Raw genomic sequence first — 15,483 nt, 5'->3', positions numbered from 1 at the left:
GATTTTCCATGCGTCAACTGATGTGGTTTCGCACCGACCTGCGCGTCCAGGACAACACTGCCCTGAGCGCAGCCATGCAATCAGGGCCGACCGTGGCGCTGTTCCTGATCAGCCCTGTGCAATGGCGCGAGCACGACGATGCGCCGTGCAAGGTCGATTTCTGGCTGCGCAACCTCACCGAACTGAGCAAAGCCCTCAACGCATTGAACGTGCCGCTGCTGATTCGCCAGGCGGACCACTGGAACGATACGCCCGCCGTGGTCGCCGAGGTCTGCCGCGAGCACGATATCGGCCAAGTGCAGGTCAACGACGAGTACGGCATCAACGAGACGAAACGCGACCAGGCCGTGGAAGCGGCATTGAAGAACATCCAAGTCGGCTTCCAGGGCCACCTGGACCAGTTGTTCTTCCAGCCCGGTAGCGTGCTGACCCAGAGCGGCGGCTACTTCAAGGTCTTCAGCCAGTTCCGCAAGGTCTGCTACCAGCGCCTGCACAGCGCCCTGCCGCAACGGGTCGCCGTTGTGGATAAGCAGCAGCCGCTGCAAATTGCCAGCGACAAGGTCCCCCATCAGGTCGACGGATTCGAAACGCCGGACAAGGCCCTGCGCGACCTTTGGCCAGCGGGTGAACATGCGGCCCTAGAGCGACTGTCACGCTTCGCCGACGAAGACCTTGACGACTACCACGAACAACGCGACATGCCGGCCATCCCCGGCACCAGCACGTTGTCGAGTTACCTCGCTGCTGGCGTCGTCTCGCCGCGCCAGTGCCTGCATGCGGCGCTGCGCCACAACCACGGCGAGTTCGAAAGCGGCGGCAAAGGCGCCGTCACCTGGATCAACGAATTGCTCTGGCGTGAGTTTTACAAGCACGTACTGGTGGGCTACCCACGGGTCTCGCGGCATCGCGCGTTCCGCCCGGAGACCGAGAAGCTGGACTGGCGCCATGCCGAGAAAGACCTGGAAGCCTGGCAGCAAGGCCGAACCGGTATCCCAGTCATCGACGCAGCGATCCGCCAGTTGCTTGCCACCGGCTGGATGCACAACCGCCTGCGCATGGTGGTGGCGATGTTCCTCAGCAAGAACCTGCTGATCGACTGGCGCGAAGGTGAGCGCTTCTTCATGCGTCACCTGATCGACGGCGATCTGGCAGCCAACAACGGCGGCTGGCAATGGAGCGCCTCCACCGGCACCGACGCCGTGCCGTACTTCCGCATCTTCAACCCGATCAGCCAGTCCGAACGCTTCGACCCGAACGGCGAGTTCATCCGCGAATGGCTGCCCGAACTAAAAGACCTGAGCAAACGCGATATCCACAACCCGGCCAAACTCGGCCTGTTCGGCGCAACGGATTATCCACAGCCTATCGTCGACCTCGGCGCCAGCCGTGAGCGCGCCTTGCAGGCCTTCCGTGACCTGCCGTCGCGAGGAGAACTCGATGACTGACTTCCTGCAGCGTTTCGCCGAAGGCTTCGCCAGCCTCGACAAGCACAACCTGGAACGGGTCGAAACGCTGTACAGCGCCGACATCGCCTTCCGCGACCCGCTGCATGAGGTCCATGGCCTGAAAGAATTGCGCGCTTACTACGCACAGCTCTACGCCAACCTCAGCGCACTGCGCTTCGTCTTCGACGCTTTCGACGAACTGCGCGAGGGCGAAGGCTACCTGCGCTGGACCATGCATTACCGCCACCCGCGCCTCGCGGGCGGCAAGCCCCTGCAACTGGAAGGCTGCTCGCACCTGCTCTGGCGTGACGGCAAGGTCTATCGCCACCGCGACTACTTCGATGCCGGCGCACTGCTCTATGAACACATCCCGGTGCTCGGCGGAGCGATTCGCCTGCTGAAACGGAGGCTGGCATGAAACGCATCTGGCTCACCGGCGCGAGCAGCGGCATCGGTGCGGCCCTGGCCGAACTGCTGCTGCAACAAGGCCATCGCCTGGCCCTCAGCGCACGCAACGAAGAGGCCCTGGAACGGCTGGCCAAGTGCTTCCCCAAGCAGGTGCTGGTGCTTGCCGGCGACCTGACCGATCCACAGCAGGTCGCCACGATCGCCGAGCAGATCGCCCAGCGCTGGGGCGTGCTGGACCAGGTGATCCTGAATGCCGGCACCTGCGAATACCTGGACAGCCGTGCCTTCGAGGCCGCATTGATCGAGCGGGTCATGCGTACCAACCTGCTGGCCGCCAGCTACTGCATCGAAGCCGCGCTGCCGCTGCTGCGCCTGAGCAAGACGCCCCACCTGGTCGGTGTCGCCAGCTCGGTGACCTTTCTTGCCCTGCCGCGCGCCGAAGCCTATGGCGCATCGAAAGCGGCGCTGCGTTACCTGTTCGAATCGCTGCGCATCGACCTGGCCAGCGAAGGCATCGCGGTCACCCTGGTCAGCCCCGGCTTCGTCGACACGCCGCTGACCCAGGGCAACGACTTCCCCATGCCGATGCGCTGGCCGGTGGATAAAGCCGCCCATCACATCGCCGCGCGGCTGGACAAACGCCCCTACGAAATCGCCTTCCCCACGCCATTCATTCTCGGGCTCAAACTGCTCGCCGCGCTGCCCCAAGGGTTGCGCCTGGCCATCGGCAAACGCCTGTCGCGCACCCAGGACAGCCACTCATGAAGATCGCCATCATCGGCAGCGGCATTTCCGGCCTGACCTGCGCCCACCTGCTCGCCCGCCGTCACGACATCACGGTGTTCGAGGCCAGCGACTGGATCGGCGGCCACACCCACACGGTCGATGTGCAGGTGAATGGCCAGAGCCATGCCATCGACACTGGCTTTATCGTCTTCAACGACTGGACCTATCCCAACTTCATCAAGTTGCTGGACCGGCTCGGCGTCGCCTCGCGGGCCACGGAGATGAGCTTCTCCGTGCACGATCCCATCACCGGCAGCGAATACAACGGCAACAACCTCAACAGCCTGTTCGCCCAACGCAGCAACCTGCTGTCGCCGACCTTCTGGGGCATGCTGCGCGACATCCTGCGCTTCAACCGCGAAGCCCTGCAGGACCTGCAAGAACAGCGCATCGCCGAGCACATGACCCTGGGCGATTACCTGCGCGAGAAACGCTACGGGCAGCGCTTCATCGACCACTACATCGTGCCCATGGGCGCGGCGATCTGGTCGATGTCGCTGGATGACATGCTCGGTTTCCCGCTGCAGTTCTTCGTCCGTTTCTTCAAGAACCACGGCCTGCTCTCGGTCAACGACCGGCCGCAGTGGCGCGTGATCAGCGGCGGCTCGCGCAGTTATGTCGAACCACTGACCGCCAGCTTTCGCGAACGCATCCGCCTGACCTGCCCGGTGCAGAAAGTCGAGCGGGATGCCGACGGCGTAACCATCCACAGCAGCGCGGGCAGCGAGCGCTTCGATCAGGTGGTGTTCGCCTGTCACAGCGACCAGGCCCTCGCCCTTCTGGCCACGCCCAGTGAGGCGGAGTCGAGCATCCTCGGGGCGCTTCGCTACGCCGAGAACGATGTGGTCCTGCACACCGACACCCGCCTGCTGCCCGACCGCAAGCTGGCCTGGGCCAGCTGGAACTACCGTCTTGGCGGCGAGCGCGCCGCGGCGGTGACCTACGACATGAACATCCTGCAAGGTATCGAAGGGCCGACCACCTTCTGCGTCAGCCTCAACCAGAACGATGCCATCGACCCGGCCAAGGTACTCGGCCGCTACCGCTACGCCCATCCGCAATACAGCCTGGCGGGCATCGCCGCCCAGGCACGCTGGGCCGAACTCGACGGTGCCAACCGCAGCCACTATTGCGGCGCTTACTGGGCCAACGGCTTCCACGAAGACGGTGTGGTCAGCGCCCTGCGCGTAGCCGCCAGCCTCGGCGAGCAACTGTGAACAGCGCCCTCTACAGCGGCTGGGTCGCGCACAAGCGTTTCTCTCCGCGCGCCCATGCTTTCCACTATCGCATGGGCATGTTGCTGCTCGATCTCGACGAGCAAGACCAGGTATTCGGTCTCTCACCACTCGCCGGTACAGGTCGATTCAGTGCCTTCTCCCTCCGTGAAAGCGACTACCTGAAAACCTTCACCTCCCAAGGCATGCGCCTGGTCGATGCGGTGCGCCAGCGGGTCGAGGAAGCGCTCGGCACGGCAGCGCCAGGACCGGTCTACCTGCTGACCCAGGCGCGTAGCTGGGGATTGGCTTTCAATCCGGCGAGTTTCTTCTATTGCCATGACGCCGAGGACCGACTGGTCGCGATTCTCTGCGAAGTGACCAACACGCCGTGGCGCGAGCGTTATCACTACGTGCTGCCGGCTGGCGAGGCCGACGAGGTGCAGATCACCGTGGCCAAGTCCTTCCACGTCTCGCCCTTCCTGCCGCGCGACCTGCAGTACCGCATGCGCTTCAGCCCGACCGGCGAGCGCCTCAAGGTGCTGATGGAGGATTGGCGCGGCGATGAGCGCGTATTCGTCGCCTCGCTGGACCTGCAACGCCACGAGCTGAGCCGCGCCAGCCTGCACCGCCATCTGCTGGCCTTTCCCTGGATGACCGCCAAGACCGTGCTGGCCATCTATTGGCAGGCCTTGCGCCTGCTGCTCAAGCGCACACCGATCTACGACCATCAGGAAGCCGACGGTCATTACCGCACCGCCTCCCCCATTGCCAAGGAGCACGCCGATGAAAAACCCCAGCCTGACCTCCGCTAAGTCATCCATCCGCGCGGGCAACGGCATCGGTGCCGGCCTGCTAAGGGGAGCTGTAATGCGCCAGCTCGAACTGCTACGCCATGGCCAACTGAGCCTGATCGAGAACGGCGAGCGCCGCGTGTTCGGCCAAAGCGGCGAGCTGCAGGCCGAGATTCACGTGCATGACCCGGCAGTCTGGGGGCTGGTCGCCAGCAACGGCTCCATCGGCTCCGGCGAGGCCTACATTCATGGCTACTGGAGCAGCCCGGACCTGACTGCGGTGATCCGCGTGTTCGTCAGCAACCTGGACGTGCTCGACGGTATGGAACGCGGCCTGATGCAGTTGCTGGGTCGCCCGCTGCTGCACGCCCTGCACTGGCTCAACCGCAACACCCGCGCCGGTTCGCAGCGCAACATCGCCGCCCACTATGACCTGGGCAACGATTTGTTCGAACGCATGCTCGACCCGACCATGATGTATTCGGCGGCGATGTTCGAACGCGCCGATGACAGCCTGGAACAAGCGCAATTGAACAAGCTTGACCGCATCTGCCAGAAACTCGACCTGCAACCAGGCGACCACTTGCTGGAAATCGGCACGGGCTGGGGCGGTATGGCGATCCATGCGGCACGCCACTATGGCTGCCGGGTCACCACCACCACGCTGTCGCGCGAGCAGTTCGCCTACACCCAGAAGCGCATCGCCGAAGCCGGCCTGGAGGGCCGCATCACCCTGCTGCTCAAGGACTATCGCGACCTGGCTGGTCAGTACGACAAGCTGGTGTCCATCGAGATGATCGAAGCGGTCGGCCATCGCTTCCTGCCGACCTACTTCAAGCAGTGCGCTCACCTACTCAAGGACGACGGACTGATGTTGCTGCAGGCCATCACCATCCGCGACCAGCGCTACCAGCAGGCGACGCGTACCGTCGACTTCATCCAGCGCTATATATTCCCTGGCGGCGCGCTGCCATCGATGCAGAAGATGCTCGATGTGATCAGCCATGACACCGACCTCAACCTGCACCACATGGAAGACTTCGGCCTGCACTACGCCAGGACCCTGCGCCTGTGGCACGACAACCTGCGCCAGGCCCGCCACACCCTGGAGCAACTGGGCTACGACGACTACTTCTATCGCCTGTGGGAGTTCTACCTGTGCTACTGCGAAGGTGGATTTCTCGAACGCAGCATCGGCACCGCGCAATTGCTGCTGGCCAAGCCGCAATCGCGTCCAGCACCGCTGCTCGGCCGCTTCCCGGCGTGAAACGGCAACTGGCCAACGCCGCGCTGTTCCAAACCGGCTGGCTGGCCTGCGTGTTCGGCGCACAACGGCCATGGCTGCTGCTGGTCGCGGTCATCTGCCTGACGATTCATCTGGTCTTTCTGGCGGACGGTCGCCGGGAGGCACTGCTGATCCTGGGGATCACCCTGTGCGGTACGGCACTGGATAGCCTGCTGCTCAATCTCGGTGTATTCGACTTTCACAATGCCAGCCCCGTGATTCCGCCTTGGCTGGTTCTGCTCTGGGCACTATTCGCCACGACCCTGCGCCACTGCCTGCACTGGACAGCGCGCCCCTGGTGGCTGGGTTGCCTGCTCGGCGCGCTGTTCGCACCGCTTTCCTACTATGGCGGTGCCCACTTGGCCGGCGTGGAATTTCCCCTCGGCGTCGTGCCGACCCTGCCCTTGCTTGGCTTGGTCTGGGTGGCGGTAATGGGTACGGCGAACAGGCTGGCAAGACGGGTCGATTCAAAACCGACAGTCCAATAAAAACGCCGCGTCTGCGAAGAGAAGCGGCGTTCGTCATCGGGTCGCGAAAAATCAGAAACTCATGCGGTAATGCACCGTGTAGGCTTCGACACCGTCATTCGGGTTGCTGATCCCCGCGTTGGAATAGTGGATCGCACGCAAGCCAACCTCCTGGCCAGAGAAACGCAGACCTACGCCCAGGCGATCCTCGAACTGGAACGCCGACCCCAGCTTGTTGCCTTCCACTTCGGTATTGGCGAACCCGGCGACGCCGATGCCGGCCTCGATATAAGGCTTCACCCTTTGCCCGGCAAACTCGTAGACGAACACCGGAGCAAAGGACAGGGTGTGGTTCGAGGCTGACTTGTCGCCGTCCCAGTAGGTGTAACCCAGGTCCCAGTAGCCGCTCAGGTGACCGGTATCGCTCTCCCACCAGCGCTGGTCCCAGTTCCACTGGGCCCCCAAGCGGTAAATCATCGTCGATTCGCTACTCTGGCCCACGGCGGCCGTCAGGTCGACGGCGTGCGCGGAAACACTCGATAGTCCCAGCACGGTTAATGCAGCCACGGCTATTGTTTTCTTCATGTAAACATCCTGTATTCGATTTGTACGGGATTACTCACAAACGTCAGAAGTATAGGGCCCTACAACTCCAGAGAAAGCACAGCGGCGAATAGATTCAAGGTTTTTGTCGCGCAGAAATGGCCTTCAACCTGCGGACAGCACCTGCACATCGACCGGCTCCTGCCACAGGATCGGCAGAACACGTTGCAGTCGGTCGACATCGCCACTGCACCACAGCCGGGTCGGCCTGCTGGAGCCGGCGGGCGCGCGCAGATCCCGCCCATCGAGCAGGGCCTGCAACTGGCGCGCGACGGCCGCGCCGGTATCGACCAGGCTGATCTCGGCTGGCAGCATCTGCCGTAGTAGCGGCTTGAGGAAGGGATAGTGAGTGCAACCGAGGATCAGCGTATCGCAGCCCTCGGCCAATAGCGGGTCGATCCACTGTTGCAGCATGCGCCGGGTCTCGGAACCATCGAGATCCCCCTCCTCGATTCGCTCGACCAGGCCGGGGCACGGCTGGGTGATGACTCGCACATCACTGGCAAAACGGTCGAGCAAGGCAGCGAATCTGGCGCTCTTCAGCGTGCCGGTCGTGGCCAGCACACCGACCACGCCAGTGCGGGTCATCGCCGCCGCCGGCTTGACCGCCGGCTCCATGCCAACGATGGGCAGGTCGGGATAGTGCGCGCGCAGCTCGGCCGCCGCCGCGGCCGTGGCGGTGTTGCAAGCCAGCACCAGTGCCTTGGCGCCCTGGCCGACGAGAAAGTCGCTGATTGCCAGGCTACGCGCCCGAATGTATTCGGCGCTCTTCTCGCCGTAAGGCACATGACCGCTATCGGCCACGTAGAGCAGCGACTCATCCGGCAGCCGCGCCCTGATTTCGGCGAGAACGGACAACCCGCCGACGCCGGAGTCGAATACGCCAACCGGCGCGTCACACTTCATGTCGTTGGCCACAGACACTACAGGCCGGATCACGCCGGACACGCAACTCCCGAAAGCGCGAGCCGAGCGCATCGACCAGCAGCAGGCGCCCCACCAGCGGCTCACCAAAGCCGGCCAGCAGCTTCAAGGCTTCAAGAGCTTGCAGGCTACCGACCAAGCCCACCAGCGGACCGATCACCCCGGCCTCGCTGCAGGTCAGTTCGGCTTCGTCGCCATGGCCGAACAGGCAGTGGTAGCACGGGCTATCTGCCCGGCGCGGGTCGAACACCGACAACTGCCCTTCCAGGCGGATCGCCGCACCGCTGACCAGTGGCACCCGCGCGGCCACACAGGCTGCATTGACGGCGGCACGCGTGGTGAAATTATCCGAGCAGTCGAGCACCACATCGACGGCGGCAACCGCAGCAGCCAGCGAGTCCTCGTCTAGCGCTCGGCGATGCTTGACCAGCTTGACCAGGGGATTGATGGCATTGAGGCGAATCCCGGCCGAATCGATCTTGGCGGCACCGACCTGGCTCTGCTCATGGATGATCTGGCGCTGCAAGTTGGTCAGGTCGACCGTGTCGAAGTCTGCCAGGTGCAACTCGCCCACCCCGGCAGCGGCCAGGTACAACGCCACGGGCGATCCCAACCCACCAAGACCGACGATCAAGGCCCGCGATTGTTTCAGGCGCAGTTGTCCGTCGATATCGACCTGGGCCAACAGGATCTGCCGGCTGTAACGCAGCAGTTCGTCGTCATCGAGCATTCAATCTCTCCGTCCCAGGCTGATGCGCTCGTGCCCGCCCAGATCGAGGCGACTGTGCACATCGGCGAAGCCTTCGGCAGCGAGCAGTTCACGCACCGTGGCTGCCTGATCGTAACCGTGTTCGAGCATCAGCCAGCCGCCGGGCTGCAAGTGCTCGGGCGCCTGGCGCACGATGATACGGATATCGTCCAAGCCATCGGGACCGGCAACCAGAGCGGTGGACGGCTCGAAGCGCACGTCACCCTGGCCGAGATGCCTGTCGTTCGCCGCTATATAAGGAGGGTTGCTGACGATCAGGTCGTAACGCTCACCCGCCAAGGCGGAGAACCAACGGCTCCTGCACACCTCGACGTTGTCCAGGCCCAGGCGCTGGCGATTACGCTCGGCCAGTTCCACCGCCTGCGCGATCATATCGACCGCTGTCACTTGCCAACCTGGTCGTTCGCTGGCCAAGGCCAGGGCGATGGCACCGCTACCGGTGCCCAGGTCGAGAGCACGCAAGGGCGTGGCCGGCAGCAGCGCGAGTGCGGTTTCCACAAGCAGTTCAGTATCCGGGCGGGGAATCAGCGTGTGCACCGCGACTTCCAGCTCCAGGCTCCAGAAACCTTGATGCCCGAGGATGTAGGCCACCGGCTCGCCCTGACGACGCCGGGCCAGCATGGCGGCAAAAGCATCGAGTTGGGCGGGTTCTGGCACTCGGTCCGGCCAGGTACGCAGGTAACTGCGTGGCTTGCCCAGGCAATGGGCGAGCAGCAACTCGGCATCCAGGCGCGCCGTCGGCGAATCGGGCAAGTCGGCAGCGGCGAGTAATTCGTCAATCGTAGCCATATCTATCAAGCCTCAAACAGCCAATACCAAGCGCCAGGGCCCAGCGTGACGACTTGCAGCGTGCCGCTGCCGTCAGTCGCCCAGCGCGGCCAATTGGTCAGCCTGGTATTCCTGCAACAACGGCTCGATCACCGACTCGACGCCGCCGGCGATCACGTCGTCCAGGGAGTACAGGGTCAGGTTGATGCGGTGATCGGTGACTCGCCCCTGGGGGAAGTTGTAGGTGCGGATGCGCTCGGAGCGATCGCCGGAGCCGACCAGCAGGCGGCGCGTGTCGGAGATTTCCTTGGCCGCGGCCGAGTCCTGCTTGTCCTGCAATTTGGCTGCCAGCCAGGCCATCGCCTTGGCGCGGTTCTTGTGCTGCGAACGCTCTTCCTGACACTCGACGACGATGCCGGTGGGGATGTGGGTGATGCGAATGGCCGAGTCGGTCTTGTTCACGTGCTGGCCACCCGCGCCCGATGAGCGATAGGTGTCGACGCGCAGGTCAGCCGGGTTGATCTCGATGGCTTGCTGCTCGTCCGGCTCGGCCAGGACCGCCACGGTGCAGGCCGAAGTATGGATACGCCCCTGGGACTCGGTCTCCGGCACCCGCTGTACACGATGCGCACCGGACTCGAACTTGAGCTTGGCGTAGACGTTATCGCCTTCGACGCGGCTGATGACCTCTTTATAGCCACCGTGCTCGCCAGGGTTCTCGGAAAGAATCTCGACGCGCCAGCCCTGCCTCTCGGCATAACGCGAGTACATGCGGAACAGGTCGCCGGAGAAGATCGCCGCTTCGTCGCCGCCGGTGCCCGCACGAATCTCCAGGAACACGTTACGCCCGTCGTTGGGGTCCTTGGGCAGCAACATGCGCTGCAGCACGTCTTCGAGTTCGAGCAGACGAGCCTTAGCCTCGGTCACTTCTTCCTCGGCCATCTCGCGCAGGTCCGGATCACTGTCCTTGAGCAGCGCCTGGGCGCCTTCGAGGTCATCCTGAACCTTGCGCAGCTCGTTGTAGGCCAGGACCACCGGCTCGACCTCGGCGTACTCCTTGGAGTACGCACGAAACCTGCTCTGCTCGGCGATCACCTCGGCATCGCCGAGCAGCGCGGTCAGTTCTTCATAGCGGTCCTGGAGCAGGTCCAGTTTATTCAGCAACGAGGCTTTCATGGTTTCGACTCGCCCTCGTCGAGGGCAAAGAGTTCCTGGGCCACGGCCAGCGCTTCGAAGCGGCCGTCGGCGGATATTTTCTTCAACTGCACGCTGGGCGCATGCAACAGTTTGTTGGTCAGGCCGCGCGCCAATTGCGCCAGCACGTCTTCGGCCGAAGCGCCGTTGGCCAGCATGCGCTGGGCCCGTGCCAGCTCTTCGTCACGCAGGCGCTCGGCTTGCTGGCGGTAGGCCTTGAGCACATCGACCGCTGCCAGCTCACGCAGGCGCAGCATGAAATCGTCGGCCCCGCTGGCGACCAGTTCTTCGGCGACCTGGGCCGCGCCCTGGCGGCTCTTAAGGTTTTCCTCGACGACTTCATGCAAGTCGTCGACGGTATACAGGTAAACGTCGTCGAGTTCGCCGACTTCCGGCTCGATATCGCGCGGCACGGCGATGTCGACCATGAAGATCGGCTTGTGCTTGCGCTGCTTCAGTGCCCGCTCGACAGCGCCCTTGCCGAGGATCGGCAACTGGCTGGCCGTGGAACTGATGACGATGTCGCTGTTGACCAGTTCCTGGGGAATATCCGACAGCAGCACCGCATGGGCGCCGAACTCCTCGGCCAACAGGCTGGCCCGCTCCAGGGTGCGGTTGGCGACCACGATGCGTTTTATCCCTTGGTCTCTGAGGTGGCGAGCCACCAGGCTGATGGTTTCGCCTGCGCCGATCAACAACGCCTGGCTGCGGTGCAGGTCGGCGAAGATCTGCTTGGCCAGGCTGACAGCGGCAAAGGCCACCGACACCGGGTTTTCGCCGATCGCGGTATCAGTGCGTACGGTCTTGGCCGTGCTGAAGGTGGCCTGGAACAGGCGGCTGAGCATGGGCCCGACGGTGCCCGCCTCGCGGGCTACGGCGTAGGCGGACTTCATCTGCCCGAGGATCTGCGGCTCGCCGAGCACCATCGAGTCCAGGCCCGAGGCCACACGCATCATATGGCGCACGGCCAGGTCCCCCTGATGCACATAGGCACAGGTTCGCAGGTCGTCGACACTCAGATGGTGATAGTCGGCCAGCCACTGCAGGACTTCATCGGCCGCCAGGCTCTCCTGATCCAGGTACAGCTCGCTGCGGTTGCAGGTCGAGAGGATCGCCGCCTCGCGACTGGAGGTGCGACTGCACAGCAAACGCAGGGCCTCCACCAGTTGCTCCGGGGTAAAAGCCACGCGCTCGCGTACATCCACCGAAGCGGTCTTGTGGTTGATACCAAGAGCGAGAAAAGCCATGCAGGGTCGCTACAGGAATACGAAGGCGCGCAATTGTCCTACTTCATCCGATGCGGGACAACCATTGCCGCGCGTATTGGCCTGATAGCCGACATATAGAAGGGTTCGCGCCCCGTCCGCCAGGCCTTTGCGGCGTCCTAGCGGCGGATTGCCGCATCGATGTTGAACCGTAGCGATGAATTGGCAGTCACACGGCCCACACACAAACGAAGGCAACGGTATGCGCCTGCCCGTTGGGCTTGCCAGACCGCTTGTGTCATGATGCCCGCACCGCAGGTTAGTCGCACTCTCCCCATGAATAAATCCTTAGCGTTGCTGGCCACCTTCCTGTTCCTCGGCGGTTGCCAGAGTCTGGCCCCATCCAAGCCCGACGGCGCTCCGCCGGTCGAGGACGAAGCCGCACAGACGAAGGCCGAGGCGCCCAAGGTCTATGCCCCCTTTACCGAAGAGACCCTCTACTCGCTGCTCGCCGCCGAGCTGGCCGGGCAACGCAATCGCTTCGATATCGCCCTCGGCAACTATGTGCAGCAGGCCAACGCCACTCAGGACCCGGGGGTTTCCGAGCGCGCCTACCGGATCGCCGAGTACCTCGGAGCCGACCAGGCAGCCCTGGATACCGCGCTGATCTGGGCCCGTAACGATGCCGACAACATAGACGCCCAGCGTGCCGCCGCCATTCAGTTGGCTCGCGCCGGGCGTTATGACGAATCCATGGCGTTCATGGAGAAGGTGCTGCAGGGCCAGGGCGCCACACACTTCGACTTCCTCGCCTTGTCCGCGGCGGAGACGGATTCGGACACTCGCGCCGGATTGCTGCAAAGCTTCGACCGCCTGCAAGTGAAATACCCGGAGAACGGCCAACTGCTATTCGGCAAGGCCCTGCTGCTTTACCAGGACAATCGTCCGGAAGAAGCCCTCGAACTGCTCGAGGACCACGACGCCAGTGAAACGGAAGTCACCCCGTTGCTGCTGCGCGCCCGCCTGCTGCAAAGCCTTGGTCGCGGCGAAGAGGCACTGCCACTGCTGAAAAAAGGCATCAAGCAGCACCCTGACGAGAAACGCCTGCGCCTGGCCTACGCCCGTGAACTGGTCGAACTCAAGCGCATGGAAGAAGCCCGTGCCGAGTTCTCCAGCCTGGTCCAGCAATATCCCAATGATGATGACCTGCGCTACTCCCTGGCGCTGGTCTGCCTGGAAGACGAATCCTGGGACGAAGCGGCCGTACACCTGGAAGACCTGGTGGCCCGTGGCGCCCATGCCGATGCCGCGCACCTCAACCTTGGCCGCATCCACGAACAACGCCAGGACAACGACAACGCCCTGATCGAGTACGGCCTGGTAGGTCCGGGAGAAGATTTCCTCGCCGCCCAGCTGCGCCAGACCGAGATTCTTCTCGACGCCGGTCGCGCCGACGAAGCGGCCAGTCGCCTCAATCGCAGCCGCGAGGCTCAGCCGGACTATGCGATCCAGCTTTACCTGATCGAATCCGAAGCCCTGGCCAATCGAAACGAGACCGAACGCGCCTGGAAGGTGATTGAGCAAGGGCTGCAACAATTCCCCAACGACACCAACCTGCTCTACACCCGCGCCATGCTGGCCGAGAAGCGCAACGACTTGCCAGGCCTGGAGCGCGACTTGCGCAACGTGATCGAACGCGAACCGGACAACGCCACCGCGCTCAACGCGCTCGGCTACACCCTGGCCGACCGCACCACGCGCTACGAAGAAGCCCGCCAGTTGATCGAGAAGGCGCACCAGATCAACCCGCAGGACCCCGCCACCCTCGACAGCATGGGCTGGGTCAACTATCGCCTGGGCAACCTGAGCGAAGCCGAACGCTATCTGCGCCAGGCCCTGGAGCGATACCCGGACCACGAAGTCGCAGCCCACCTGGGCGAAGTCCTCTGGGCCCAGGGCAAACAGAAGGAGGCCCGGCAGGTCTGGGCCGACGCCTTCAAGGACGAGCCCGACAGCCCCATCCTGCGCGCCACCCTGAAACGCCTGACCGGTTCCGAGAAGCCTTGAACCATGTTGCGTAATCTCCTCCTCATCGGCCTCATCGCCCTGCTCGCTGGCTGCGCCGGCCATGAAGCCATCCAGGGCCAGGGCGACAGCCAGCTGTGGAAGGTCCACAAGGTCCAGGTCAGCGCCCTCGACGGCTGGCAGATCAACGGCAAGGTCGGCATCCGCGCCCCGAAAGACTCCGGCAGCGGTACGCTGTTCTGGCTGCAGCGCCAGGATTACTACGACATCCGCCTGTCCGGCCCACTCGGCCGTGGCGCGGCACGCCTGACCGGTCGCTCTGGCGCCACCACGCTGGAAGTCGCCAACCAGGGCCGCTTCGAAGCCGCGTCTGCGGAAGCCCTGCTGGAAGAGCAACTGGGCTGGCGCCTGCCGGTTTCCCATCTGCTCTGGTGGATTCGTGGCCTGCCCGCGCCGGACAGTAAGAGCCGTGTGACCCTGGACAGCGCCAGCCGCCTGGCACGCCTGGAACAGGACGGTTGGGAAGTACAATACCTCAGCTATGTCGAGCAAAATGGCTACAACCTGCCGGAGCGCATCAAGCTGCATGGCGAAAATCTCGACGTCACCCTGGTAATCAAGGACTGGCAGCCCCGTCAGTTGGGCCAGTAATCCCGCGCATGACTCTTGCCCTTCTCCGGTTGGCGTGAGAGCAAACCCGCCAACAAACGCTCAATACCACCATGCAAAACGCCCAACTGATCCTCCCCGCTCCGGCCAAGCTCAACCTGATGCTGCATATCCTCGGTCGCCGTCCCGACGGCTATCACGACCTGCAGACACTCTTTCAATTCCTCGACCATGGTGACCAGTTGGGCTTCGCCCTGCGCGCCGACGGGGAAATCCACCTGCATAGCGAACTGACCGGCGTGCCTCACGACAGCAACCTGATCGTGCGCGCCGCCCGTCAATTGCAACAACAAAGCGGCACGCGACTGGGTGCCGACATCTGGCTCGACAAGCACTTGCCCATGGGCGGCGGAATCGGCGGCGGCAGTTCCGACGCAGCCACCACCCTGCTCGGCCTCAATCGTCTGTGGCAACTCGACTGGGACGAAGATCGCCTGGCCGCCCTAGGACTGAGCTTGGGCGCCGACGTCCCGGTATTCGTACGCGGACACGCCGCATTTGCCGAAGGTGTCGGCGAAAAGTTGATTCCGGTCGAACTCGATGAACCCTGGTATCTCGTCGTTGTGCCGCAAGTATTTGTCAGCACAGCAGAAATTTTCTCCGATCCAGAGTTGACACGAGATACACCCGCGATTAAAGTGCGCACCGTTCTCGAGCGGGGCGGTCGAAATGACTGTCAGCCGGTAGTCGAGAAGCGTTACCCAGAAGTTCGTAACGCTTTGATCTTGCTAAACAAATTTGTTTCGGCTAGATTAACCGGCACTGGAGGTTGCGTGTTTGGGTCCTTCCCAAGCCAGGTCGAAGCTGATAAAGTCGCGGCCCGTCTTCCAGACCATCTACCAGGGTTCGTCGCAAAGGGCAGCAACGTTTCCATGCTGCACAGAGCGCTGGAAAACTGGGTCGAGAGTCGGATGTAGCATCATCCAA

At 63.4% G+C, this 15,483-nt stretch carries 16 protein-coding genes; 10 read left to right on the top strand and 6 right to left on the bottom strand.

The genetic code is table 11. The features are described from left to right. Nucleotides 1–8: 8 nt before the first annotated feature. Genes phrB through ACSZPK_RS23930 form a run of 7 tightly spaced genes read left to right on the top strand, consistent with a single transcriptional unit; the run spans nucleotide 9 to nucleotide 6,420 of the window. Complete coding sequence (gene phrB, locus ACSZPK_RS23960; RefSeq protein ID WP_437884097.1) at nucleotides 9–1,445, top strand: deoxyribodipyrimidine photo-lyase; 1,437 nt, start codon at nucleotides 9–11, stop codon at nucleotides 1,443–1,445. Next, nucleotides 1,438–1,863 carry a nuclear transport factor 2 family protein gene (locus tag ACSZPK_RS23955; RefSeq protein ID WP_437884096.1) on the top strand — a complete coding sequence of 142 codons (426 nt, stop codon included), beginning with the start codon at nucleotides 1,438–1,440 and terminating at the stop codon, nucleotides 1,861–1,863. Before phrB ends, ACSZPK_RS23955 begins: the two co-directional genes overlap by 8 nt. Next, nucleotides 1,860–2,618: an SDR family NAD(P)-dependent oxidoreductase gene (locus ACSZPK_RS23950; RefSeq protein ID WP_437884095.1), complete on the top strand. Its 759-nt coding sequence runs from the start codon at nucleotides 1,860–1,862 to the stop codon at nucleotides 2,616–2,618. Before ACSZPK_RS23955 ends, ACSZPK_RS23950 begins: the two co-directional genes overlap by 4 nt. Then, complete coding sequence (locus ACSZPK_RS23945; RefSeq protein ID WP_437884094.1) at nucleotides 2,615–3,856, top strand: NAD(P)/FAD-dependent oxidoreductase; 1,242 nt, start codon at nucleotides 2,615–2,617, stop codon at nucleotides 3,854–3,856. Before ACSZPK_RS23950 ends, ACSZPK_RS23945 begins: the two co-directional genes overlap by 4 nt. Next, the gene (locus ACSZPK_RS23940) at nucleotides 3,853–4,668 is read left to right on the top strand and encodes a DUF1365 domain-containing protein (protein WP_437884093.1); all 816 of its coding nucleotides are present in this window, start codon (nucleotides 3,853–3,855) and stop codon (nucleotides 4,666–4,668) included. The genes ACSZPK_RS23945 and ACSZPK_RS23940 overlap by 4 nt, the downstream gene beginning before the upstream one ends. Next, nucleotides 4,640–5,914 (top strand): class I SAM-dependent methyltransferase, encoded by a 1,275-nt coding sequence (locus ACSZPK_RS23935; protein ID WP_437884092.1) that lies wholly within the window; start codon nucleotides 4,640–4,642, stop codon nucleotides 5,912–5,914. The genes ACSZPK_RS23940 and ACSZPK_RS23935 overlap by 29 nt, the downstream gene beginning before the upstream one ends. Next, nucleotides 5,911–6,420 (top strand): DUF2878 domain-containing protein, encoded by a 510-nt coding sequence (locus ACSZPK_RS23930; RefSeq protein WP_437884091.1) that lies wholly within the window; start codon nucleotides 5,911–5,913, stop codon nucleotides 6,418–6,420. The genes ACSZPK_RS23935 and ACSZPK_RS23930 overlap by 4 nt, the downstream gene beginning before the upstream one ends. 51 nt (nucleotides 6,421–6,471) lie before the next feature. Here ACSZPK_RS23930 and ACSZPK_RS23925 read toward each other — a convergent pair whose 3' ends face one another. The 6 genes from ACSZPK_RS23925 to hemA form a co-directional block, all read right to left on the bottom strand. Further along, nucleotides 6,472–6,984 carry an acyloxyacyl hydrolase gene (locus ACSZPK_RS23925; RefSeq protein WP_437884090.1) on the bottom strand — a complete coding sequence of 171 codons (513 nt, stop codon included), beginning with the start codon at nucleotides 6,982–6,984 and terminating at the stop codon, nucleotides 6,472–6,474. Between the two features lie 123 nt (nucleotides 6,985–7,107). Further along, entirely contained in the window at nucleotides 7,108–7,908 is an 801-nt protein-coding gene (murI, locus tag ACSZPK_RS23920; protein ID WP_437884089.1) for a glutamate racemase, read from the bottom strand. Then, a complete protein-coding gene (gene moeB, locus ACSZPK_RS23915) occupies nucleotides 7,898–8,656 on the bottom strand; it encodes a molybdopterin-synthase adenylyltransferase MoeB (RefSeq protein ID WP_437884088.1) in 759 nt (252 codons plus the stop codon). The genes murI and moeB overlap by 11 nt, the downstream gene beginning before the upstream one ends. Further along, entirely contained in the window at nucleotides 8,657–9,484 is an 828-nt protein-coding gene (prmC, locus tag ACSZPK_RS23910) for a peptide chain release factor N(5)-glutamine methyltransferase (protein WP_437884087.1), read from the bottom strand. It lies immediately after the preceding gene. 72 nt (nucleotides 9,485–9,556) lie between these two features. Next, nucleotides 9,557–10,639 (bottom strand): peptide chain release factor 1, encoded by a 1,083-nt coding sequence (prfA, locus tag ACSZPK_RS23905; RefSeq protein ID WP_437884086.1) that lies wholly within the window; start codon nucleotides 10,637–10,639, stop codon nucleotides 9,557–9,559. After that, complete coding sequence (gene hemA, locus ACSZPK_RS23900) at nucleotides 10,636–11,904, bottom strand: glutamyl-tRNA reductase (protein ID WP_437884085.1); 1,269 nt, start codon at nucleotides 11,902–11,904, stop codon at nucleotides 10,636–10,638. Before hemA ends, prfA begins: the two co-directional genes overlap by 4 nt. Before the next feature lie 294 nt (nucleotides 11,905–12,198). On the opposite strand from hemA, the gene ACSZPK_RS23895 reads away from it, so the two are divergent. From ACSZPK_RS23895 to ispE, 3 genes are all read left to right on the top strand, one after another. Further along, on the top strand, nucleotides 12,199–13,929 hold the full coding sequence (locus tag ACSZPK_RS23895; protein ID WP_437884084.1) for a tetratricopeptide repeat protein: 1,731 nt from the start codon (nucleotides 12,199–12,201) through the stop codon (nucleotides 13,927–13,929). Nucleotides 13,930–13,932: 3 nt separating this feature from the next. Next, a complete protein-coding gene (gene lolB / locus ACSZPK_RS23890) occupies nucleotides 13,933–14,538 on the top strand; it encodes a lipoprotein insertase outer membrane protein LolB (RefSeq protein WP_437884083.1) in 606 nt (201 codons plus the stop codon). A 71-nt stretch (nucleotides 14,539–14,609) separates the two neighbouring features. Then, nucleotides 14,610–15,473, top strand: a complete 864-nt coding sequence (gene ispE, locus ACSZPK_RS23885; protein WP_437884082.1) for a 4-(cytidine 5'-diphospho)-2-C-methyl-D-erythritol kinase — start codon at nucleotides 14,610–14,612, stop codon at nucleotides 15,471–15,473. The last annotated feature ends 10 nt before the right edge of the window (nucleotides 15,474–15,483 follow it).

The sequence above is a fragment of the Pseudomonas sp. LRF_L74 genome, assembly GCF_965644255.1.
Taxonomy (GTDB): domain Bacteria; phylum Pseudomonadota; class Gammaproteobacteria; order Pseudomonadales; family Pseudomonadaceae; genus Aquipseudomonas.
This window is presented reverse-complemented; position numbering and strand designations above follow the sequence as displayed.